At 39.2% G+C, this 23611-nt stretch carries 16 protein-coding genes; 15 read left to right on the top strand and 1 reads right to left on the bottom strand.

Features of this window, described 5'->3' with window-relative positions:
• Positions 1-15: 15 nt before the first annotated feature.
• The 13 genes from AC3IRT_RS09420 (at position 16) to AC3IRT_RS09360 (ending at position 17927) form a co-directional block, all read left to right on the top strand.
• A complete protein-coding gene (locus AC3IRT_RS09420) occupies positions 16-3114 on the top strand; it encodes a SusC/RagA family TonB-linked outer membrane protein (protein WP_489393010.1) in 3099 nt (1032 codons plus the stop codon).
• 25 nt (positions 3115-3139) lie between these two features.
• Positions 3140-4948, top strand: a complete 1809-nt coding sequence (locus AC3IRT_RS09415) for a RagB/SusD family nutrient uptake outer membrane protein (RefSeq protein WP_489393009.1) — start codon at positions 3140-3142, stop codon at positions 4946-4948.
• Positions 4949-5444: 496 nt separating this feature from the next.
• A complete protein-coding gene (locus AC3IRT_RS09410) occupies positions 5445-6380 on the top strand; it encodes an ABC-three component system protein (RefSeq protein ID WP_489393008.1) in 936 nt (311 codons plus the stop codon).
• The gene (locus AC3IRT_RS09405) at positions 6377-6613 is read left to right on the top strand and encodes an ABC-three component system middle component 8 (RefSeq protein ID WP_489393007.1); all 237 of its coding nucleotides are present in this window, start codon (positions 6377-6379) and stop codon (positions 6611-6613) included. The genes AC3IRT_RS09410 and AC3IRT_RS09405 overlap by 4 nt, the downstream gene beginning before the upstream one ends.
• Positions 6610-8424: a DUF2326 domain-containing protein gene (locus tag AC3IRT_RS09400; protein ID WP_489393006.1), complete on the top strand. Its 1815-nt coding sequence runs from the start codon at positions 6610-6612 to the stop codon at positions 8422-8424. Before AC3IRT_RS09405 ends, AC3IRT_RS09400 begins: the two co-directional genes overlap by 4 nt.
• A gap of 670 nt (positions 8425-9094) precedes the next feature.
• The gene (locus AC3IRT_RS09395) at positions 9095-10090 is read left to right on the top strand and encodes a ComEC/Rec2 family competence protein (protein ID WP_489393005.1); all 996 of its coding nucleotides are present in this window, start codon (positions 9095-9097) and stop codon (positions 10088-10090) included.
• On the top strand, positions 10074-12470 hold the full coding sequence (locus AC3IRT_RS09390; RefSeq protein ID WP_489393004.1) for an RNA-directed DNA polymerase: 2397 nt from the start codon (positions 10074-10076) through the stop codon (positions 12468-12470). Before AC3IRT_RS09395 ends, AC3IRT_RS09390 begins: the two co-directional genes overlap by 17 nt.
• Entirely contained in the window at positions 12471-13907 is a 1437-nt protein-coding gene (locus AC3IRT_RS09385; protein WP_489393003.1) for a DNA polymerase, read from the top strand.
• Positions 13908-14567: 660 nt separating this feature from the next.
• Complete coding sequence (locus AC3IRT_RS09380; RefSeq protein WP_489393002.1) at positions 14568-15212, top strand: hypothetical protein; 645 nt, start codon at positions 14568-14570, stop codon at positions 15210-15212.
• Between the two features lie 27 nt (positions 15213-15239).
• Entirely contained in the window at positions 15240-15521 is a 282-nt protein-coding gene (tnpA, locus tag AC3IRT_RS09375; protein WP_489393001.1) for an IS66 family insertion sequence element accessory protein TnpA, read from the top strand.
• 1 nt (position 15522) lies between these two features.
• Positions 15523-15861, top strand: coding sequence for an IS66 family insertion sequence element accessory protein TnpB (gene tnpB, locus AC3IRT_RS09370; RefSeq protein ID WP_489393000.1), 339 nt, complete (start codon positions 15523-15525; stop codon positions 15859-15861).
• A 48-nt stretch (positions 15862-15909) separates the two neighbouring features.
• Positions 15910-17385, top strand: a complete 1476-nt coding sequence (gene tnpC, locus AC3IRT_RS09365) for an IS66 family transposase (RefSeq protein WP_489392999.1) — start codon at positions 15910-15912, stop codon at positions 17383-17385.
• A 263-nt stretch (positions 17386-17648) separates the two neighbouring features.
• Entirely contained in the window at positions 17649-17927 is a 279-nt protein-coding gene (locus AC3IRT_RS09360; protein WP_489392998.1) for a helix-turn-helix domain-containing protein, read from the top strand.
• Positions 17928-18602: 675 nt separating this feature from the next.
• Here AC3IRT_RS09360 and AC3IRT_RS09355 read toward each other — a convergent pair.
• Complete coding sequence (locus tag AC3IRT_RS09355; protein WP_489392997.1) at positions 18603-18878, bottom strand: helix-turn-helix domain-containing protein; 276 nt, start codon at positions 18876-18878, stop codon at positions 18603-18605.
• Between the two features lie 872 nt (positions 18879-19750).
• On the opposite strand from AC3IRT_RS09355, the gene AC3IRT_RS09350 reads away from it, so the two are divergent.
• Together AC3IRT_RS09350 and AC3IRT_RS09345 are read left to right on the top strand one after the other, a co-directional pair.
• Positions 19751-20386: a thioredoxin domain-containing protein gene (locus AC3IRT_RS09350; RefSeq protein ID WP_489392996.1), complete on the top strand. Its 636-nt coding sequence runs from the start codon at positions 19751-19753 to the stop codon at positions 20384-20386.
• Positions 20387-20403: 17 nt separating this feature from the next.
• Positions 20404-23610 (top strand): SusC/RagA family TonB-linked outer membrane protein, encoded by a 3207-nt coding sequence (locus tag AC3IRT_RS09345; protein WP_489392995.1) that lies wholly within the window; start codon positions 20404-20406, stop codon positions 23608-23610.
• Position 23611: the final 1 nt, after the last annotated feature.

Below are 23611 nucleotides of genomic sequence, written 5' to 3'. Positions count from 1 at the left end.
AACAAAATAACAATTATGAATAATAGAAATTTACTATTCATGATTGCATGTTTCTTTGCTGTTCTATTGGCTAGCAGCGCCTTTGGACAAGAAAATTTGCAATCAAATGTATCCGGTATTGTTCGAGACGAATTGGAAGTTGCTCTTAGCGGCGTAACTATTCAAAATCGTACGACTGGTGAAACACAAGTTACAGCCAACTTAGGAGATTTTACAATAAGAGCGCTACGAGGTGATTCCTTAGTTTTCACTTTCGTAGGATATAAAACCTATATTACCCGTATAGGTAATATCACTAACCTAAATATCACCTTGGAAGCCGACGATCAAAGTATTAACGAGGTTGTGGTGGTCGGATTTGGGGCTCAGAAAAAAATTAGTGTAGTAGGGGCTCAATCAAGCGTAAACGTTGATAATTTAAAGCAACCAGTCGCGAACTTGAGTGCAACATTAGCAGGACGGATTGCAGGCTTGGTTGGTGTTCAGCGGACTGGTTTGCCCGGAGCAGATGGAGCAGACTTATGGATCCGTGGTATTTCTACATTTAATCGATCAGGCAACAATGCAGGCCCTTTGGTAGTGGTGGATGGTGTGCAGGGCAGGGATATTAATAGCTTTGATCCAGAGGACATAGCATCTTTTTCTATTCTTAAAGATGCAGCTGCGACTTCAGTATATGGTGTTGCTGGAGCCAACGGTGTTATATTAATTACAACAAAAAAAGGAACAAGCGGTAAGCCAACTTTGATGTTTAATTATAACCAAGGTATCACTGCTTTTACTCAAAGACCTGAACTTACTGATGGTGTTACTTATATGCTATTGCGTAATGAAGCGCAACGCGCTTCGGGAATGACACCCGAGTATTCGAACAATTACATCAACAACACTATTTTGGGAACAGATCCCTATTTGTATCCGAACGTAAATTGGATGGATGCATTATTTAACAATGTTTCAGACAATAGAAGAGCCAATTTTAGTGCTCGGGGCGGGTCGGATTTTGCAAATTATTACGTTTCTGGTGCGTATTATGACGAAACATCGCTATTAAATACCGATGCACTACAGAGTTACAATGCTTCTACACGTTTCAAGCGATATAATTTCACCTCCAATGTCGGCATGAACTTTACCAAAACCACCAAGTTTGAGTTGGGTATACAGGGGTATATTTCAAACTTAAACTATCCTGGTGTCAATCCGCAAGATGCTTTTGCTAATGTAATGCAAACAAACCCGGTCTTATATCCAGTAATGTATCCAGGTGGTTTCGTTCCAGGAGTAAGCTCAGCTGGTGCACAACCCAATCCTTATGGTCAGGTTACCCAGACTGGAACACAAAATACGTTCCGCAATCAGATCATGTCTAATGCACGACTTATTCAGGATCTAGGTGTTTTGGTACCCGGATTAACCTTTAATGCATTATTTTCATTTGATATTTGGAATTCACATCGAATCGATAGAACTCGTACCAGAAGTACCTATTTAATAAATAGATTATTTCCATACGATGCAGAAGGTAATCCAATTTTAAATATTATCTCACAAGGATCTGACGATTTAGGGTACGGAAGAGGAAATGATTCGAATAGGCAATTCTATACTGAAGCCTCATTCAACTATAATACTACTATTGCTGATGACCACAGTATTACTGCACTAATTTTATATAACCAGCGAGAAGAAGTTCGTGCTTTCGCAACTTCAGTTACTTCATCCTTGCCTTATCGTAATCAAGGTATTGTTGGCCGCTTGACTTATGGTTTCCAAGATAAGTACTTTTTCGAAGGGAATTTTGGCTATAACGGTTCAGAAAATTTTGCTCCTGGATTTAAATATGGATTCTTTCCATCGTTTGGTTTGGGTTGGGTAGTATCAAATGAAAAATTCTTTGAACCATTAGCAGAAACAATCAATTTCTTGAAACTGCGCTACTCCAATGGTATCGTGGGTGACGGCGGCAACGGCGGAAGACGATTCGGATACCTCACTTTAGTAAATACGAACGTAGATGGCGGCGGATACACCTTCGGTAATGGCACTAACAACGTTGGATATGCTGGTGGCGCAATTACCGATTATGGTACAGATGTACGTTGGGCAGAAGCTCATAAACAAAACTTAGGTATTGAGATCAATACACTAAATAATAAACTGTCACTAATTGTAGACTTATTCAAAGAACGTCGTAGTGGGGTGTTCTTGCAACGTGAATCGTTGCCTAATTTCGTTGGATTAAACAGTGCACCTTGGGGTAACCTCGGGATTTTGGAAAATAAAGGGATCGATGGAACGTTAGAACTTTCGCCTTTTCCAATTGGTAATGTATTTCTAGATGTGCGGGCGACCTACACGTTTAATCGTGATAAAGTAATTGAAAACGACATGCCGCGTCAACCATTTCCATACATGGAACGCCGCGGTGTAAACTATTTATCAAATTTTGGATATGTAGCTGATGGTCTCTTCCAATCACAAGCAGAGATCGACCAGCATGCTAACCAGTCTGCACTTGGTCAACAACGTGTAGGAGATATTCGGTATAAAGACCTTAATGGAGATGGTATTGTTGATGCGAATGATATTACTAGAATAGGAAATGGAGATGTGCCTAACCACATCTATGGATTTGGATTGAATCTTACCTATAAGCAATTCTATATCGGAGCATTCTTCCAAGGTGTTTCGGGCGCTGAAAGGCTTATTTCCGGAGATGGAATCATCCCTTTTAATAACAGTACCGGCGCAGAGCGTAGCAATCTTTTCGCCATTGCCGAGAATCGTTGGACAGAAGAAAATCCGCTAGAAAACCCATTCTATCCACGTTTAGCATATGGAAATACAGCTAACAGAAATAATGCAGTAGCATCAAGCTGGTGGATTAAGGATATTGATTTCCTTCGCCTCAAAACAGTAGATCTGGGTTACAATCTTCCAAAGTCTACGGCTGAACGCCTACTGCTACAGAACGCAAGGATTTATCTACAAGGATATAATCTCCTTACTTGGAGTAAGTTTAAGCTGTGGGATCCAGAATTAAATACTTCTAATGGGTCACGGTATCCAAACATCCGAACGTTTACCCTAGGTCTTCAAGCATCCTTTTAATACCGGTTTTTAAAATTTAAAAGACATGAAAAAAATAATTAATCTTTGCGTCCTTCTAACAATAATCCTCTGTGCAAGCAGTTGTACTGATTATTTGGATCAGGTGCCCGATGATGTAATCACTATTGATAAAATATTTGAATCCAAAGTCAACACAGATCGTTTTTTGGCCAATATCTATAATACCTTGCCTAATGAACACGCACAACGATTTGTAGGAACTAACAACGCTGGTCCTTGGAATGCCGCATCAGACGATTCAGAATATACGTGGGATTTCAATTATGCGAATAATATGAATCGTAGTGTGTGGGCTAATACCGATGGTGTAGTAAATGGATACTGGACAAATTATTATCGTGGAATTCGAAATGCATCCTACTTTATGGAAAATATAGATGGCGCAAATAGTGCTGAGGTGACTGACCTTATGAAAACTACTTACAAAGCCGAAGCAAGAGCATTACGTGCCTTGTACTATTATTTCTTGGTGCGTATGTATGGTCCAGTTCCGTTAATTGGAGAAAGTATCTTAGATCTGAATGCACCAATTGAAGATCTTAAGTTAAGCCGTACACCATTTGATGAATGTATATCATTTATCGTATCAGAATTAGATTTGGCCTACAATGATCTTCCATATTTACCTGCGAATGATGAATTTGGGCGTATAACTAAAGGTGTTGCTAAAGCATATAAAGCGCAGGCATTGCAATTACAAGCGAGTCCTTTGTTTAATGGAAACCCAGATTATGCAGGAGTCAGTAATAGGGATGGCACAGCATTGTTTAGTCAATCCGTCGATCAAGGAAAATGGACTTTGGCAGCAACTGCAGCAAAAGATTTTTTGGATGAATTTGTGCCCAACTATTATGATTTGTATACTGTCAGCAATGCCGATCCTTTCCAAGCAGCTTACTTAGCTTGTAGAAATGTGATGACAGTGGATTGGAACAAAGAATGGATTTTTGCTCGAGCAAATAGCGGAAATAATATGCAATACGATCGTACTCCAAAGCATGTTGGTTTTCCTTCTGCGGCCCAAGGAGGGGGAGCGCACGGCGCCACACAATCTATTGTAGACGCTTATTTTATGCGTAACGGTTTGCCTATTGAAAACTCAGCTTCGGAATATGTATCTTCTGGATTTGTAAGTTTTCGCGCACCATTTGATGTTGCTAATCGTACTACCTTTGCGATGTATGCGAACCGAGAACCACGTTTTTATGTAGGCATTACCTATAATGGTAGTTATTGGCTCAATCAAGCAAATAGTTCCACTCCAATAGTTTCTAATTTCAATTTTAATGGTAACTCTGGTCGTGTACAAAGTACTTCTGATGTGACACCGACGGGCTACACAGTTCGTAAGAATGTTGCAGCCAACGGTAATAGTCGTGGAGCACTATTGCTGCGCTTAGCTAATGTTTATCTTGATTACGCAGAAGCACTAAACGAGTCTAGTCCGGGTAATGCTGATATATTGCGCTATGTAAATCTAATAAGAACCAGAGCCGGTGTGCCAATATATGGTTCTGCCAGCATTCCAGTGCCTAGTTCTCAGGAAGCCATGCGTGAAGCTATAAGAAGAGAGCGTCGGGTTGAGTTGGCTTTTGAAAGCGTGAGGTATTTTGATACTCGTCGGTGGAAAATTGCAGCATCTACAGATAACGGACCTATTTATGGCTTAAATCTTCAAGCAGATGGAGACGCGTTCTATCAGAGCACAGTGATTGAAACTAGAATATTTCGAGAAAATAGAGATTACCTATTTCCAATTCCAAATAACGAAGTTCTTAAAAATGAAAACCTAGTCCAAAACCCTGGCTGGTAATTAGTAGTAGTATTGTGATTGGTTGGGAGCTTCTTTCGGGGAGTTCCCTTTTTTATCTCATTTTTATAGTACATAAAGAGTTTGGAGACTTTCGTTAGTAAGCTTGAATCCGTCACGATCTTATGTGTCATTATCGTTGCAGCACAGTCTGATTAACTAGGAGGTCAACAAAACCCGAAATTCCACTTTTGACAGTCTGATTAACTGGGAGGAGGTCACTAAATTATAAATCTACATTAATAACTGCAGCTGTTTTTAGGAAAGATTACATAGGGCATGACAATCACATCGGTGAAGAGAAAGTGTGAATTAATTGCTTGTTACCATTCAATACTGAAGATCTAGATCTAGTAATGGTACACTTGCTTAGGTCTGTTCCTAAGCTAAAATTTAATCTTTATCTACTAATATGTGAGTTTTTCCTAAATTTATCGTTTACAATTAGTTGTTTTAGAGTAATGCGCATTCTCATTTAGAGAAACACCTAAATATCTTTATGGATTATAGATTAGAATTATTAGATGACGCTGTTTTTGAAAACTTGGCAAACCGTATATGTCAGAATTTGTTCGGTATGGGGGTGGTTTCTTTTGCTAAAGGTAAGGATGGGGGGCGAGATGGGAAATTTGAGGGTACAGCCACCTGTTTCCCTTCAATCAATGCCCCTTGGAAAGGTAAGTTTATCGTACAATCTAAGCATACGTCTAATCCCATAGCTTCTTGTGCTGATAAGGAATTTTCTACAATTGTGGACGATGAGATCAAAAAAATAAAAAACCTGAAGGCCAGTGGTGAAATTGACTGTTACATATTGTTTACAAACAGAAAATACTCCGGTATCTCGGGAGAAGATATTTTAAGAAAAATTAAAAGTGAAACTGGCTTAAACAATGTGCATATTATAGGGAAAGAGACTTTAAATGATCAATATATAAATCCAAACAAAGCCATTATCAAAGAATTCGGTTTAGATTTGCATCACATCCCGTTTGATTTTTCCGAGAGTGAGATAAAGGAAATAATAGTTGCGTTTAAAGCTCAATTAGGAAGTCTGTCTGTTGATTTAGCAGCAGAAATTGACAAAATAAAGTTCGATTTAGACCGTATTAAAATAGAGGAAAAGAATCAAAAAAACGATTTAAGTCCTTTGTACTTTGAGAATGAAATTTTAGCTCATTCTTTGCAGGATTTTGAAAAAATACAGTCATTTCTCGCAGATTTGAGAAATGAAGATTTAAAAGAACAATATTTTGATATTGCTGCTGAGTTGAGGAATGTAATTCAAATTAAAAGAGATAACTTTGCAGACTTTCAGCAAGTCTTTGTATTTATATACAAGAAGATCTGCGATGGACAAAGTTTTAAAGGGAAGCGGCATATTTACACATTATTACATTATATGTACTATGAGTGCTTAATTGGTATAAAATGATAAGGCCTGACAGACATACAAATCTTAAATATTCCATTATAAATATTAGTTCTGTTATTTTATCCGAGCTCAATGCCTTTTATGCTGTTAAATATGATGTCTTAATGCATAAGGTACTCAAAGCATTGGGAGATGATGCAAGGATTAATTTCCCCTATGCGCTCAATTTCCTGTATTTAATGGACAAAATCAGTTACGAACAAACAACGGATTCCTTTAAATCAATCTTATGAAGTTAAGTAAATTATATTGTAGTGATACGCGATTTAAAGATATTACCTTTAATTTAAGAGGTCTCAGTGTTATTTATGCCGATGTATTAACCGATCTTAAAGAGCGAAAGAATTCACATGATCTAGGTAAAACGAAGCTTGCTGAACTGATCGATTATCTGTTGATAAAGAAAATAGATAAGAAAAACTTTCTTATTAAGGTTTTAGACAGTGACAATACCCAGGTTTTTAGAGATCACGTTTTCTATTTAGAGGTATTATTGAATGATGGTCGATACCTTACTATTAAAAGAAGTGTAGAATACCATACCAAGACCTCCATAAGTATACATGAACAACGTACAAACGGATATGAACCTCCATTACATTGGGATTATGAAGATCTAGGAATTGAAGCAGCTAAAAAGACACTATCCGAGTATTTCAAATTTGACTTGTTTAAAAATAAAGAGTACGATTATAGAAAGGCTGTCAACTATTGTATTCGGATGCAGCCCGATTATGAAGATGTTTATAGATTATCCAAATTTAAAGGGGGAAAAGATATAGACTGGAAGCCTTTTATGTTTGATTTGTTGGGATTTGATGGCGATGTGCTGAGGAAAAAATATAGAAATGATGAAAAACAGGATAAGATCAATGAGCATATAGCTCAATTAAAACAGGATTTTTCAATTAGCAATATCGACCGAGATGAAATTATTGCCCAGATTGGTTTGCAGGAGTCAAAGACGAGAGAGGCGGAATCTAAAATCGATCATCTCAATTTTTATGAGCAAGATAAGCTGATGATCGAAAATGGTATCGATGAGATCGAGAATAAAATTTCGTCGTTAAATACCTTGTCTTACAATCTGAATTTTGATCTCAATAAATTAGAGGGATCAATAAAAAATAATATCTCTTTTGACCTTAATAAGGTAGAAAAGGTTTTCAAAGAGTCCAAGTTGTATTTTCCAGAGGAATTAAAAAAAGATTATGCTGATCTACTTAAGTTTAATGAAGAACTGACAAAGGATCGGAATCGTTTATTACGTAAGACTTTAAAACAAAAATCGGAAGAACTTCAAGGTGTCAATGAGCAATTACAAACGTTAAATTCAAAAAAGGAAGATCTCTTAAGTTTTTTGAAAGATACGGATACATTTAAAAAACTAAAAGTTTATCAAAAGGAATTAGCCCGCTTAGAATCAGAGCTGATGCAATTAGGCGAAAAGCTTAAAATAATTGACCTTGTTATAGCTGAAGATAAAAAGAAAGAGGAACTGAAAAAAGACATTGAAGCGACTGTTGCCGAGATTAAGGAGATAAGCAATCATACCGAGAAAAATGCCAAGTACAAGTTGATTCGTGATTTTTTTTCTAAATATTTTTCAGAAGTGATGGACGAAGATACTTATATATCGTGGTCTATAAATTCAAATAATAATGTAGACTTCAAACCTCCCGTTATTAAAACAAAAGGTAAACTTACTATGGATACGGCAAAGGACGAGGGAAGAACTTATCGCAAAATACTTTGCGTGGTTTTTGACTTATCTATTTTGGTTGCCAATAATGTGGAGTCTTATTTTCGTTTTGTCTATCATGATGACGTATTATCTCAACAAGACAATGGTATAAAATATAGACTCTTGAAACTAATTCGTGACATTACTTTAAAATATGATATTCAGTATATTTTATCTGTAATTAAGTCTGATTTACCAACTGATGAAGAAGAAAATCCTGTTTATTTTAGTTCGGATGAGATAGTCTTGGAACTTAACGATAAAGATGCCAATGGCACATTGTTCGGATTTGAATTTTAAGTGCGGTGTACGTAAAATTTGTATCAGCAAGCGGAAGTAGGGCAGAGCCTCAATTTTATAGCTTCATGCCTTGCAATTGCGCTTTTACGTATACTCCGGGGATACTTTTCTAGTTTGTACATACATCAATAATCAATTAAAGGTACTTTGAAATATACTAAACTTCTTCAAAAGTGCTTACAGACAAAATTGCCGTAACTATTCCTTTATTATTTATCGAACATTTATAAAAGAAAATATTTTTTGCTTCGGGAGTTTGACCGTTGGCTCAACAGGCAACGCTATCGACTCCATGTTTTAAATTCCCCATCATAGGACTTGATATTTCCTGTGCTAATAAAATGTTCAATTTCGTCTATATTTCTTATCGGATATTTAAATTCATTGCTCATAAATATCTTATTGGAACTCATGACATAGGACACCACTCATGATACACCATTGTATGGAAAGTTTTTCAAAAAAATATCGAATTTGAATCTAGGTTAGGTGTATCTGTAGTTAAATTTAATAAAATTCCAACGGTCAATTTGAAGCCTTACCATTTTTAGGTAAGGCTACCAATTCAAATAATTTCGATTGGTAATGACAGTAATATGGATTTGAAAAATGGATGTCTTGGTAGCTCAATTCTCTTTCAAGTTGTATATTAGAGAAATTATTCCAATTAATGACTGTTAAATTTTTAAAAGCTGGATCTGGAGATTCCATTTTATTGCAAGATGGAAATTATAATGTGTTGATAGACGGAGGAAATGATTTCACCCATATAAGAGCTGAAATTACCAAAATTTATACCGCTGGACAGAAATTAAGCTTAGTTGTAGTTACCCATCACGATGACGACCACATATCTGGAATTATCGAACTTATTCAGGCTGCCATTGACGGTAATTTTGGAGATGGATTTGTTGAAAAAATATTGGTAAATACCCCGAGAAAAATTAATGGTACAATAAAGACTGATGACACCAATAATTTATCTTATAGACAGGCCTTCGACCTCGAAAAACTTCTGTTGACCTACAAAACTTCGTGGAGCATTGTAACTAATGAAACTCCTGATATGGTTCTCGGTGGAATCAAACTAAGATTTCTTTCTCCATTAAATGAAGACTTAGGGAAGTACAGCTCTAAAAAAGGCGCTTATCTTACGAGTGACTATCGCTGTGACTGGGATTCAACGATGGCAGAGCTTGATCCTTATATATCCGATAAAAGCCAAGACAGTTCTGAAGCAAATAAAACAAGCATCGTAATTCTCGCAGAATCCGAAGGTCAGAGAATCTTGTTGACCGGTGACTGTATACCAAAAAGACTAGAAGTTATTGTGGATGAATTGATTAGTGAGGATCCTAGCAAACCCCTGAAGTTGGATTACATGAAATTACCTCACCATGGGAGCTATAGAAGTCTGTCAAAATCAATTCTATCCAAGATAGACTGCTCAAGGTTTATTATTAGTACAAATGGGAATAAAAACTATCTTCCAAATAAACGTTCCCTTTTAAAAGTAATAAAATATATCAGTCCGCAGAAGCAGGAAATTGAGTTTATTTTCAACTATTCAGAACCAATAGCTAAACTGAAAACAACTGCTACAGAGAAAAAGAAATTCAAGTTTAAATTGACACCGAACAATCAAATCTATGGCCACAGTATCTGATAATCTAAGAAGTTGCGGTATTAAGATTAATACAATTGTTGCGGGGGTAAAGGTGTGTGGTTCTGGAATCCTGTATCTAACTTCCAATTTATTGGAATATAACTATGTGTTGACTGCGAAACACATTTTTCAGGAAGATACAAATACGCCCTATGATGAAAGTTTACTGGGGCACATTGAGATCTTATACAGTGACAAAAAGCTGTTTAAGAGGCTAGAGTATATTAAAAAGAAGGAGGTCGTGGAAAAACTCATTGTATTTGATCAGGATTTGGCCATTATCAAAGTCAATAAAAATCCGGAAGTCAACTTTCGACAAATACTGGTGTCCGATGAGTTAAGGGATACTGATGATGAATTTTTTGCATGGGGTATTTTTGCTGCAAACGAAGATCAGTTGCAGAAATTCGACTTCGGTAGGAGCGATAGTCTTGTAAAGAGATTTGGACTACATGGTTCCAACGAACATAGGTGGTTAAAGGGTATGTCAGGTGCGGGTATATTTTCCAAATCCAGAAGTACTTTATTTGGTATTATCACGGATTACCCGAATCGAGAATTTCAAAATTCGACCATCGATCTTGCTGATATTACTTTTGCCGAAATTAATGTTAAACTCAAAAGTCTGGGCTTGGTTGAATTGGATACAGATTCTTCTTACCACAAGCGAGAGATTAACAGAGATGTAGTGGATATCCATCAAGCGATCATAAACAATACAACACTAAACCTTGAAACTGCACGAAAGCGATTGAGTTCCGATATTATCGACGATTGGTTTCATGATCCATTAAAATACATTGATTTGTTGAATCAAGACTATCTTTTCGCACAATTAGAGGAATACTTCAACAACAAAACATACGTCGCTAAGCCTGCAGAAGCATTTTACGTTCCGAAAAAAAAGTTTACATTAAGACTAGCTCTGGTTTCGCCCTTTATTGATCGTATTATGTACATGGCCTGTGTAGGAATACTTGCACCCAAACTTGATCAGGCACAAATCGCAAATGTATATTCGGCAAGGTATAACCACTTTGACGAAAGAAATTTAATTTTAAATGGTGTGGAACAGTGGAAAAGGATGCAATACCAGCTTCAGGAGGTTGTAAATGTTAAGGATGTCAATGACGATTATTTATACAATTGTGTTATTGAAATTGATTTGCTCAATTTTTACGATAACATCAGTAAAGAAATGCTGCATAGCAAAATACTACGGGTTTGTGAAACGGAGAATGAAAGAAACGCTGCAGAAATGTTACGAATGATCGTAGGGAGTTTTACGAATAAGTCTGTGGGACTTCCTCAGAACAGTGATGCCTCGGCATTACTTGCCTCGTTCTATCTTAACCAGGTAGATGTCTTTATGCAACACCACGCGCCACAATATTATCGTTTCATGGACGACATCAGGATTTTTTGTAAAGACAAATACGAGGCAAGAAAAATCCTGCAAACTTTTGAATTTGAATTAAGGAGATGCTATCTTTCTGTTAATTCCCAAAAAACAGAAATCTTTACGATCGTTGATGATGGCAAGGAAAATCCACAGCCCAGACCTGGAGAAAAAAGACGCGAAGAGTTTAAGGGAGCCTTCGATTTGTCTACCGCCAAAATTGCAACTTTCAGAAAGTCGAAAAATTTTCAGTACCGCAATGAAGCATTTCATTCTGCGGTTGAGATGCTTAGGGAAAATCTTGCGGTACAAGCTGATCAGCAGGATGAGGCTTCTAAGAAAATGAATTTTGCGCTCAACTCCATAACGATGTTGGCAGTGGGAGGCTTGGAAGATAGTGTGTTCAGCAGTACGATTATTCAACCAATAATTGATGCTTGCGCCGAATTGATCGACCGTCCTTGGATTACAAATGAAGTTTGTAAACTTTTAAGTCTTATGCCAACAGATATTGTTGAGCAAGGCATGATGAACCACCTTGTACGATTGGTACTGGATGAAAGATACACGACTTACGCATATCAAATCTATCAGATCTGGATGCTGCTTGCAAAGCACAAAATAGATCTTCAAGAGTTAAAAACTCACGCCGTTAAGCATATTGAAAAAAATGATCATACGAATAAGCCTGTTATTGCTGCGATGGTCATTTATCTGTGTTCTGTTGATTTGGAATATAGACGGGTGATCCTTCGAAAATATTCTGAGAACTTTACACAGGGATATTTCCAAGACAGGTTGGCTTTGATCGCGTTAAGGTCATTTAGGCCCGACATAGTAATTGGCACCCCCGATGCGAGCCTCACTGCGTCGCATAAGTTTAGCCACAAGTACAAGGATCGCGACCTGGTTTTCGTGAGCGGCTTCGATGAGTCGGATAGTGAAACTAATACGGAAACTGAACAACAATACTCCCTTTAAATGAGCAGATGCGTAATATTATATATTGAAAATAGATGGCATTCTCTGAACCTTGATCGACCTACGGATTATCGTGAAGACCATCGATTTGGAACCGATGCGGTATTGGTTACTTTTCAGAGCCCAGAACTCCTTCGATATCTAAAAAAAAACAGACGTATTCAAATCATCCCAGAGATTGTGGATCTAGAAGGTTTTGAAAAACAATTTGCTCAAGAGGGTAAGGATCTCAAATCTTTTAAACCCTGGACGATGTTAGCTGTATTGAGATACCATAACATCGCAAGCAGTGATTTTACACTCAGCAATTCGACTATCAGGGATTTTCTTGGTTACATGGCGGTTTTGTATGAGTTCCTAATATTAAAAGATGCTGAAGAGACCACAAGGTTTGAGGATTTGGAGCGAAAGATAAATAAGATCATTTACCAAAGACAACTCCTAGGTGTGCCAATTGATTTTAGTGTCGCTGAAAGCCTGTGTACAAAACTCGAAAAAGATATCTACTTTACAAAAAATCAGCTTCAATTAAAATATAGGATTTTCAATCCTGATAATGAGGAATGGCAGATTCAATATTTGAAACAAAAGGGCTATAGATTGATAAAATCGACGCTGTTTACCTTCAAATCATGGCGAAACGAAGATGAGATTTCTAAATTAATGTATGAAATGATTAGAAATAAAAGAGATTTGGAAAGTCTATTATATATGCACGCTCACTGGGGAGCTAAAGCAAATGCCTATCCGAAATATCTTGGGTTTGGTACAATCACCTCAAGGATTACCATGAAGGAACCATCATTTCAGAATCTCCGAAAATCGAACCGAAAAGTAGTTGTTGCGGAGTCCTTCCATAAATTATTATATGTTGACTATTCACAATTTGAAGCAGGCATACTGGCCTCTCTAAGTGGAGATCAGCAGCTGATCGATCTTTACAATACAGATATTTACAAAGATCTGGCTAAATTTGTATTTAATGACGAAAATAGACGCTCAGACGCGAAAGTTGTATTCTATAGATTTATGTATGGAGACACATCCCTAAGTGTAAGAGCACTACAATATTTTAAGCGATTCAATGGTCTTCTGGCCTTTAAAGACAAGATTGATCAGGATATGATGCATGACGAAAAAGTGGGTACCTCTTTTGGAAACTACCGGGTAAGAGGAGAAGAGGAAGTAAGTTGGGCTTTAAGTCATGTTATCCAAGCTACCGCTTCATTGATTTATAAAAGAGCTGTCGTGCGTGTTTTCGATGAGTTGGACCAGGCAAAATTCCTGATACCAATGCACGACGGTACGGTTTACCAGATAGCCAATAATTGGTATGATGAATTAAAGTCAAAGATTGAAAACATCTATATTGAGGAATTTCAGCGAGCATGTCCTAAAATTATCGGAAGGGTAAATACAACAGATAGTTTTAATTGAGACATTTTTTTAGACATGGCTAATTTTTTGGTCGTGTCTACTGGTAATAGGTCTTCAACATTCGGAGATTGACCTTTTTTTGAAAAATTGCAATATGCAATAAAGGTTTGATACATTGGACGAAGTCGATAGGGTTAAGTGTGCGAAGGAAAAAAGATAGTCCTCAATAACATGATTTATAAACAACAAATCAAAGATTTTAAAACTTGTTGAGTTATACATCGACGGGGTTCTTTGATCATTGCTGACTCGCACCTTTCAATTATTCACTTCCTTTTTTCCTGTCTTTCTTTTATCCTTCGTTTTATCCTTTAAGTATACTAAAAAACCAAAAGGCCTAGATATGAGTTTCATAGTAAATCGAGCATTGATCTCACAAAACGCAGACAATTTTTAGTTGTAAAATTAAAAACCTGTCTGCTTACTTATCTGAGCATGTAGAGATATGTATTTCCAGTCATATAAATATCACTAGGGTTGCCTATCCTTATCGTATTTCTATGTCACCTTATTTGTAAGTATCCTCCTGTCAAATGGCAGTTTACGCTTTGCAAACAGCTTTATGCATCGTATTGGCCTATCAAATCATATTTTAAAAAATGAACTTCTTAGATTTGGTATATGCCGATAAGATATTTTAAATGCAGACGACCTTTCCAAATGAACGCTCAGCCCTATGAGTTAGGCAATATATTGGGATTGAAAAAAGGGTATGAGGACAATCACTTTCTACTGAAAATTTATAGCATTGATCACTCTCATTTCAAGAGCTATTATAATTTTCATCTAGAATACTTTTTAAAGCAAAATCCGCCGCATAGTGAAGAGGATTTCTTTTCGCATGTTTGGTCTATTGTCAATGCTCGGATTTGCTTCTTTGAAACAAGAGATCCATTTTCGGCTAAGCATCCACGGTATGTCTCCAATATTCAAAAGCTAAAGGAGTTCAGTGAATTCCTTTCCAACTACGATTATGATAACATGCTTCCGAATGGATTACTGATTAAGAAAAAAGATATGATCATCGCCGAACTTCACAAAAAGCTTGAGGATAGAGACAAGAGATTAAGAAAACTGGAGGAGCATGAAGTGTCGCTTAAGATTATGATTCAAGACGATCATTTACCAACGTTTATAGATCTGATTCACCAGATTAAAGAATTGACATTACCGGGGTCTGGAAGGAAACTTTTGAAATCAGATTATGATAGTCCTTACTATAAACTCATCTCCAAATACTTTTCGCATCAGGGTAAAGATATTCCAGTTAATACGTATCCGCCCGTCCAAGTACATATTTCCTAAGTTCTTGATAAATCAGACCTTTGGTTTATGAGCAAAGAAGAGAAAAGAGTTCAGATGTTTGCTATGATAGCAGACTGGCAGCAGAGCGGCAGGAGCAAGAAACGATACTGCGAGGAAAAAGGGATCAATGAGGCTACGTTTTATTACTGGTTTTCGCGCATTAAAGAAGACGATACGTCCAGCGGGCGTTTTATATCGATCGATAAGGCCGTCAAAAACAGTACTATTGAGGTTGTATATCCCAATGGGGTGCGGATCAAGGTAGATACCGATCTTGGTTTACTTTCCCAGTTGATCCGCCTTTATTGATATGTTTTCATTGGGTTCCTCGCATCGGTTTTATCTTTATGATGGTTTTTGCGACATGCGGAAGTCTTTTGATGGACTTTGCGGACTAATCAGTTCAGGGATGCAGCGCGAGGCTACCAGTGGCGAGGTGTTTGTGTTCCTAAACCGTAGCCGTACGCACGTGAAGCTGTTGCATTGGGAAAAGGGAGGCTTTGTGTTGTATTACAAACGTTTGGAAAGTGGAACTTTCGTGTCACCACACACAAAAAACAGCGAGTTGTCCTGGAGTGATCTGGTACTGATGGTTGAAGGCATACAGGTTGTAAAAAGCATTCAGAAAAGACGTTTTTCTTTTGCTTAAAAGCGGTTTATTATAGGATAAAGACCGCTTTTTCCGTATATTTACATTATGGAAAAAGTGCTGGAAAATCTCTCAAAAGAGGACCTTCTCAAGGTCATTTCCAGCCGTGATGAAAAGATAAACTACCTAGAGTCCCAGCTCGCCATGTACAAGCGTATGCAGTTCGGACAGAAGCGCGAGCGCTTTGAAGGCGATCCTGATCAGACCATGCTCCCTTTTGAAGCAGAGCCGGCCGAAGCTGTACAGCAACAGGAAGAAATCAAAGAAAAGATCGAGTATATACGCAAACGACCTAATCATAAAGGACGTGCTAAATTGCCTGCGCACCTTCCTGTAGAAGAGGTTGAAATGCATCCCGAAGGTGATCTATCCCAAATGGTTTGTATCGGTAAAGAAATTACGGAAGAATTGGAATGCGAACCTGCAAAGTTCTATATCAAACGTTACATCCGTTATAAATATGCTGCCAAAGATAAATCTGCCGTGACCATTGCCGAGCTTCCCGAGCGTGTAATCGACAAAGGAATTCCTGGGGCCAGCCTGCTTGCTATGATCCTTACCGGTAAATACCAAGATCATCTCCCGCTATATCGACAGAAACAGATCTTTGCCAGAGAAAATATACAGATAGCCTCCTCAACCATCGAAGGATGGACCAGACAAGCGCTGGAGAAACTGGAACCACTCTATGAACAACTCGTCTTCCAGACCAAATCACAGGGTTATTTACAGGTTGATGAAACCCCAATAAAAGTATTGGACAGCGATAAAAAAGGTGCTACCCATCAAGGCTATTATTGGGTATACCATGCCCCATTGGAGGGAACCGTATTATTTGATTATAGCCCTACCCGTGGAGGTGTTGCCGCTGTACCGATGTTGGGGAACTTCAAAGGTTATCTCCAGACAGACGGCTATGCTGTGTATGAAAAATACGGTAAAAAGAAAGAGGTGACACATCTGGCTTGTTGGGCACACGCCCGTCGTGAGTTTGAAAAAGCCCTGGATAATGATAAAGCAAGAGCAGAAAAAGCCCTGTTGATGATACAGCAACTATATGCCGTTGAACGTCGAGCCAAAGACGGTAAGCTGGATGCCGAGCAGACAAAAGAATGCCGTCTGGCCGAATCCCTATCTGTTATCAACGAGCTTGGCAAATGGATGTTTGAGGAGATAAAAAACACACTCCCTAAAAGCCAGATCGGAAAAGCAATGGCCTATGTATACGCCAGATGGGATGCGCTTTCAGCATACCTGTATGATGGAAATCTGCATATAGACAACAATCTTGTCGAGAATGCTATTCGCCCTGTCGCCATGGGACGAAAAAACTACCTCTTTGCAGGAAGCCATGAAGCGGCACAGCGTGCTGCGATGATCTACTCGTTCTTTGCTATCTGTAAAAAGCATGAGGTGAACCCTTACCAGTGGTTGAAGCATACCTTGGAAAACATCATGTCAATAAACCATAAAAACTTAAAGGATCTTTATCCTCAGAACTTCAAAAAATCAGCGGATCTGTAGTTAATAGGCCGGATACGTTAATACAGCGCGGAACTATTTTGTTCAAAAGTGCCCAAAAGACGCCACTAAAGGGTCTAAAATACCAGAAGATAAAAAGTTGTTTTCAATTACTACAAAGAATGGAAAAGGATTGATCTAATCTATATTCATTTGGTGACCAACAGTTACGGGTGGTCATCCGCTGATAGATAGTATTTGCCAGTTTTGCTAACAACGCACAGGAGAGTCCTGTAGCAATTAGACGCTTAACTATTCCATTTATCATGCAAGTAAACATCTTGACCAAAGAAGACCTAAACCAATTCAAGACAGAACTTTTTCAGGAGATTAAACTCCTACTTTCGAGTAATGACAACTCTGTTTCAAACAAACCACGCTGGCTACGGAGCTCGGAAGTCAGAAAGCTTATGAGCATTTCGCCAGGAACACTCCAAAACCTTCGAATAAATGGCGTTTTGCCCTACCGCAAAGTTGGTGGAATTATGTTCTATTCCATGGAAGATATCCAGAAAATGATGGAAGGAGGGAAGTATAATGACTAGTCATATTGCAAATGATACAAATCCTTTAAAATGTATTTGCGAATCCCTTGCAAGTAATGATAGTCTGTTGCACACTCACATAGCGCTTGTTTTTGCGCTTGTGTATTTCCAAGATACAGATAGACCTATGAAGACCTTTTTTACCAGCAGAGCTAAGCTAATGCGGCATGCTCATATTAAAGGTGCGGCTACTTATCACAAGTGTTTATCAGACTTGGTAAAGGCTGGTTATATTGAATACACACCTTCTTGGCATCCAAAACGAGCAAGCCAATTCCGTTTTTTAGTGGAGAGATTATGATTTCAGTTCATCCATTTAGAAAGCAGTAACTAGCACCTGTTAGCCTTATAAAAGTGAGTTGCGAACTTTTTATTTCCTCCTTAATTATTTGCGAGATCAGATCTTGCAAATAATTAAGGCAAGTTCGTTTTTGTATGGCAGATTTGACGCAGGAGAACTGTACGTACAAAGACACAACTTGCAGACTGCAAAACAACATAAGTAGGTTATCCCTAAGTGGTTTTAAAAGCCCTCCACTACATATTCGTATATTCAGATATACATATATTAAGAAACATCTTTAGACAATTGATCGCTTAGAAAATAAAACTTTAATAAAGCAATTTTCAATGAATTTGGACAAAGTTATGGGTAATTTTTTCATGATCACATACCTATACCTTTGACGATGCATAATTTTCAAATTTCTCAAAAAGATCTTTTGGTGCAATGTCTTCGAATTTGCAAAGTTTATATATTGTCGAAAGGGGTACATCATAACCGGTCCCTTCATTTAACCTAGAAAGTGTTCCTCTTGAAATACCGCTTTTTTCAGCATATTCATTTCTGCTAACCTTTTTTCCGTCAACTTTATATGGGGAACAAAATGCTTGTTTAAGATATTTAATGAAGTCTTCTTTGAAGATTTCCAATTCTTGATCGTTGTCCATTTAAACTTTCCTAAGAGATTTTTTAAAATAAGCGGACGAGTAGTCGTCCTTTTGAGTATTTATTTCTATATTTGTTTATATAATTGAAATAGCGACAGTTAACTAGTAGGCTTTGCCTATTAAACGATGTCACTCATGAACGAAACCGTCAAATTCCACATGAGTAGATCGTGAGCTCGCTTTCTATTGGTTTTTCTATCTTTGTAAGGTATTATTCCAATAGAGCGATGCTCATGTAAGTCTTCTGTGGAAACATAATTTAGGTTATGGGCTCTTGACGGTGCCAGTTCGGAAGCTTTGAGTATCGCTCTATTGATTCTTTTCAAATCGCAATACGTAAGCTTTTAGAGTGCCTCGTTACCATAAACCAGAAAATGATTATGACAACGAACCGTAAGCACAATACCCTAATCACAAGCTTGATCTTAGATCAGCAACTATGGTTTTCACGCAAACATCAAATAAAGAACATCATTCGCGCTCCCGAGTAGGATAGTTTTTGGAATAGATGGCAAAGTGTGTCGAAATAGCGTCTCCGTAAAATTTACATAGAACGCTAAAACATACCTTATGATTCGATATCAAAAATATCAAATCATAAAACGCATTTAAAGTCAGGATATAGTATATCTTTTAGACCTCACCAATGCTAGTTATTCCTTAACTCTTGTCTACATTTCTAAGATTTGCCGGTCCTTCAATTTCACGATGCAAAAATAGACGTTAGACTCCATTTCTTAAGCAATCTAAAATTAGCCTTTCTTTTCCAGTACCACAAGGTGATTTTGTCTACAGCCACTCGTTACACGTAGGTGGTAGACGGTTCATTGAAGGCTATTCAAGACATACAGTCTTATTAATACAAAAAAAATATGACGTTTAAATACGCATTGGCCGCGCTTTGGCCTAAACCAAAATATATCATCATAGCTTTCGTAAGGCTGTCCATTTTACTCATTCTATGTTCTTACGTGTTTGTTAATAGCGCCTTTGCCCAGTCTCGCTCGGATAGCGAGGCTGGTGCGAAGGTCGAACAGGCTAGCCCAGTTTTCATGGGTGAGAAGCTACCTGAGGAATTCTGGACTCAGCAGCATCTATTTTACACCGCTGGCGACACCGTTCGCGGAACGCTGGAGCAGTTTAAAGGTAAACTGTTGATACTAGACTTTTGGGCTACCTGGTGCGGAGCGTGCCGGTCGGGATTTGCCAAACTGGATAGGTTCGCCCAGCAGTATCCCGATGATGTAGTCTTTGTACTGGTCAATCCTCTGAAGTATAAAGACTCTTTTGAAAAAATCGATCAGTGCTATAAGGACGTATTGGCTGATATTGGCGGCACGGATCTACCCTCCATTATTTTTGATGAAACGCTGATTGCGCAGTTTCCCCACCGTTTAATACCTAATTACGTCTGGATATCTAGGAACGGCTTCATCCGCGCATTCACAGGTGGAGGCGGAGTTGTACAGGATATCATCGAATACCACCTTGATAAACAAAACCTTTAACCAGCCACCCTATACTTATGATGAAAACAATATACTTACTTGCACTAACCCTAGCTTTATCCTACCATACAGCGCGCGCCCAGCAGCTGCGCGGCAGGGTCGTATCAAAACACGATGGCCTGCCCATTCGCGGGGCAACGATCCGTCAGTCGGGTTTAGATAATTCTACACTTACCGATCTTCGCGGCCGCTTTGTATTGGGAATACACCCATCTGCAGAAAGACGATTTGTGGTTGAACATCAAGGTTACCGCTCATTTACGACAGCAATCATCGATGTGGATATGGATACGTTGACCGTGCGACTGGAGCCTGATGTGCGCTGGGTAGACTCAGTTACAGTTGTCTCCACCGGGTATCAGCAGCTACCGCGCGAACGGGCAACCGGTTCTTTCTCATCAGTAGATAGGGATCTTTTGAATCAGCAGGTTGGTCCTGATATCATCTCTCGACTACCCGCTATTGCCAGTAGCATCACGACAGATAATAGTTTAACTACGCCAAGGCTAATGGTTCGCGGGCTATCCACCATTCAAGGGCCTCGTGATCCGCTCATTGTGCTGGACAACTTTCCATATGAAGGTGATATCAACAACATTAATCCTAATATCGTCGAGAGTATCACCATCTTAAAAGATGCCGCAGCATCCAGCATCTGGGGTGCTAGAGCGGCTAATGGCGTTATTGTGATCACCACAAAAAAAGGGTCCTTTGATAGACCGATATCTATCGAGTTCAATAGCCATATGACCATTACTGCTAAACCAGATCTAGGTTACATCCGCCAAATGTCTAGTGCGGACTATATCGATATGGAAGTAGAACTATTTAATCAAGGATTTTACAATAGCCGCATCTCTTCCGCTTCTCGGCCGGTGATTTCTCCAGTGGTGGATATGCTGAGCAAACTAGCAGAGGGATCTCTAGATGCCAATCAGGTGGATTCCGAATTACAGTGGTTACGAGGCATTGATGCACGGGATCAGCTGAATCAGCACATGTATCGAGCTGGGATAAATCAGCAGTACTATTTGGGATTACAAGGAGGATCAGAAAAGTTGTCCTGGTCATCGGCAGCTGGATATGATCGTAATCGAGATAACTTAGGGGAAGGATATAGAAGGCTGAATTTGCGCTTTGAAAACACCTACAAGCCGCTAGAGTCACTTTCCATACGTACGGGCATCTATTATACCGAGTCGGGAACACGCTCAGGTAGGCTGGGCTATAGCGGTATTTCGATGAACGGCGGCGTGTTTGTTCCATACATGGAACTTGCCGATCAGGATGGCCAGCCAAAGGCCGTATCTAATACTTGGAACAATAGCTATATCAATTCGGTCGGACAAGGCTTATTGCAAGACTGGAATTACTATCCGCTGACCGACTGGCAGCATAATACCAGTTCTAGCCGCTCATCAAATATGCTGGCTACCGCGGCACTTGATTATAAGATACTGCCTGGGCTTAACGCGTCGGTTAATTATCAGTTCGAGCGGCAGTATGATCAGGGCAATACGCTTGCAGATCCACAGAGCTACATGGCGCGTGACTTTGTTAACCGCTACACGCAAATCAATAATCAAGGGCTGGCCAGTTATGCCGTGCCAAGAGGCGGCATACATGACCTTTCTGGCGGTATGCTCCGCAGCAACAATGTACGCGGTCAGTTGGCCTATGATCGTAGTATCAGCGATCTGCATCATATCAGCGGCATTATTGGTCTCGAGATGCGCTCGGTTGTTCGGGAGGCTGACCAGCACCGTCTGTATGGGTATAATCCTGATAATATGACAAGCGGTCTGGTGGACTTCACCCGCAGTTACCCTAGTTTTATTTCAGGTAGTAGCTTTATCCCCAACAATCAGTTTGTCTCAGCTACCCAGACACGCTTTTTATCGCAATATGGTAATGCGGCCTATACCTATCTCGGCAAATATACACTCTCAGGCAGCGTGCGCCGGGATGCGAGCAACCTATTCGGACTAAACACCAATGATCAATGGAACCCATTTTGGTCAGTGGGTGGTGCATGGAAAATCTCCGAGGAATCTTTTTTCAGCTCGGAGTTAATAGGCTACCTGAATGTGCGAGCGACTTATGGCTTTAGCGGTAATATTGACCCAGCGATGGCGGCGGTAAATACCATTCGCTATCTGCCTGGCAATTCTAACTACACGGGTAGACCTGTTGCTGTAATTAATAACTACTACAACCCCTCATTGCGCTGGGAGACATCCAACATGATCAATCTAGCCGCTGATCTGCGTATGCTGGATAATCGGATCATGGCTAGCATAGAATACTTCCGTAAAAAAGGTACTGACCTGTTTGGCGCTGCGCCCCTAGACTACACGACTGGCATTCCGCCATACACGCTACGTAATGTTGCCAGTATGTCGGGAAATGGGGTAGATGTGGAACTAAAAACGATCAATATAAAAACAAACGCACTAGAATGGTCGAGCATAGTAAACTACAGTTTCTTTAAAGATCAGATCGAGGAGTACCTGATCAATCGTACGCTAGCTAATCAGTATGTCAATCCGAGTAATGTCCCCATATCGGGCGTGGCAGGCAAACCAGTATATGCGGTATTTGCCTACCCCTGGGCAGGCCTTGATGCACAAACAGGAGCTGCGCAAGGATACTTGGATGGAGAAATCAGTACGGATTATCGTACGATTATCGGTGCAGGAACAACGCTGGAAGAGCTGGAGTTTTTCGGCTCTTCGATACCGACCAGTTTTGGATCTTTTATTAACTCATTTTCTTACAAAAATATTAGTCTGCAGGTGGGGATATCCTATAAGTTAGGCTACTGGTTTCGCAGAGGATCGATTCACTACACTAATTTATTCAATAGCTGGCGCGGGCATAGCGATTATGAGAACCGGTGGCAGCAGCCCGGTGATGAGCTGAATACCGACATTCCAGCAAATATGTACAGCACGAACTCCCAGCGGGATAACTTTTATGCTGGATCTAGCGTGCTGGTGGAAAAAGGGGATCATATCCGCTTGCAATATATCAATCTGAACTACCGTTTGCCCCTGCGAGTTTCTGGCAGACAGCATCAGGTACAGCTTTATTTGAATGCCAATAATTTGGGAATACTCTGGCGAGCGAATAAGCATGGAATTGATCCAGACTTTAATAATACGGCCGGTACAAGGCTAGTCCGTCCAGCAGGCTACACCATAGGAATGCGCGCAAACTTTTAAA

It is taken from the genome of Sphingobacterium sp. KH_072 (assembly GCF_057837975.1).
This window is presented reverse-complemented; position numbering and strand designations above follow the sequence as displayed.

Bases quoted from the DNA above. Each gene is read 5' to 3' on its own strand.
- AC3IRT_RS09420 (WP_489393010.1), top strand. From the start codon at position 16: ATGAATAATAGAAATTTACTATTCATGATTGCATGTTTCTTTGCTGTT.
- AC3IRT_RS09415 (WP_489393009.1), top strand. From the start codon at position 3,140: ATGAAAAAAATAATTAATCTTTGCGTCCTTCTAACAATAATCCTCTGT.
- AC3IRT_RS09410 (WP_489393008.1), top strand. From the start codon at position 5,445: ATGGATTATAGATTAGAATTATTAGATGACGCTGTTTTTGAAAACTTG.
- AC3IRT_RS09405 (WP_489393007.1), top strand. From the start codon at position 6,377: ATGATAAGGCCTGACAGACATACAAATCTTAAATATTCCATTATAAAT.
- AC3IRT_RS09400 (WP_489393006.1), top strand. From the start codon at position 6,610: ATGAAGTTAAGTAAATTATATTGTAGTGATACGCGATTTAAAGATATT.
- AC3IRT_RS09395 (WP_489393005.1), top strand. From the start codon at position 9,095: ATGACTGTTAAATTTTTAAAAGCTGGATCTGGAGATTCCATTTTATTG.
- AC3IRT_RS09390 (WP_489393004.1), top strand. From the start codon at position 10,074: ATGGCCACAGTATCTGATAATCTAAGAAGTTGCGGTATTAAGATTAAT.
- AC3IRT_RS09385 (WP_489393003.1), top strand. From the start codon at position 12,471: ATGAGCAGATGCGTAATATTATATATTGAAAATAGATGGCATTCTCTG.
- AC3IRT_RS09380 (WP_489393002.1), top strand. From the start codon at position 14,568: ATGAACGCTCAGCCCTATGAGTTAGGCAATATATTGGGATTGAAAAAA.
- tnpA (WP_489393001.1), top strand. From the start codon at position 15,240: ATGAGCAAAGAAGAGAAAAGAGTTCAGATGTTTGCTATGATAGCAGAC.
- tnpB (WP_489393000.1), top strand. From the start codon at position 15,523: ATGTTTTCATTGGGTTCCTCGCATCGGTTTTATCTTTATGATGGTTTT.
- tnpC (WP_489392999.1), top strand. From the start codon at position 15,910: ATGGAAAAAGTGCTGGAAAATCTCTCAAAAGAGGACCTTCTCAAGGTC.
- AC3IRT_RS09360 (WP_489392998.1), top strand. From the start codon at position 17,649: ATGCAAGTAAACATCTTGACCAAAGAAGACCTAAACCAATTCAAGACA.
- AC3IRT_RS09355 (WP_489392997.1), bottom strand. From the start codon at position 18,878: ATGGACAACGATCAAGAATTGGAAATCTTCAAAGAAGACTTCATTAAA.
- AC3IRT_RS09350 (WP_489392996.1), top strand. From the start codon at position 19,751: ATGACGTTTAAATACGCATTGGCCGCGCTTTGGCCTAAACCAAAATAT.
- AC3IRT_RS09345 (WP_489392995.1), top strand. From the start codon at position 20,404: ATGATGAAAACAATATACTTACTTGCACTAACCCTAGCTTTATCCTAC.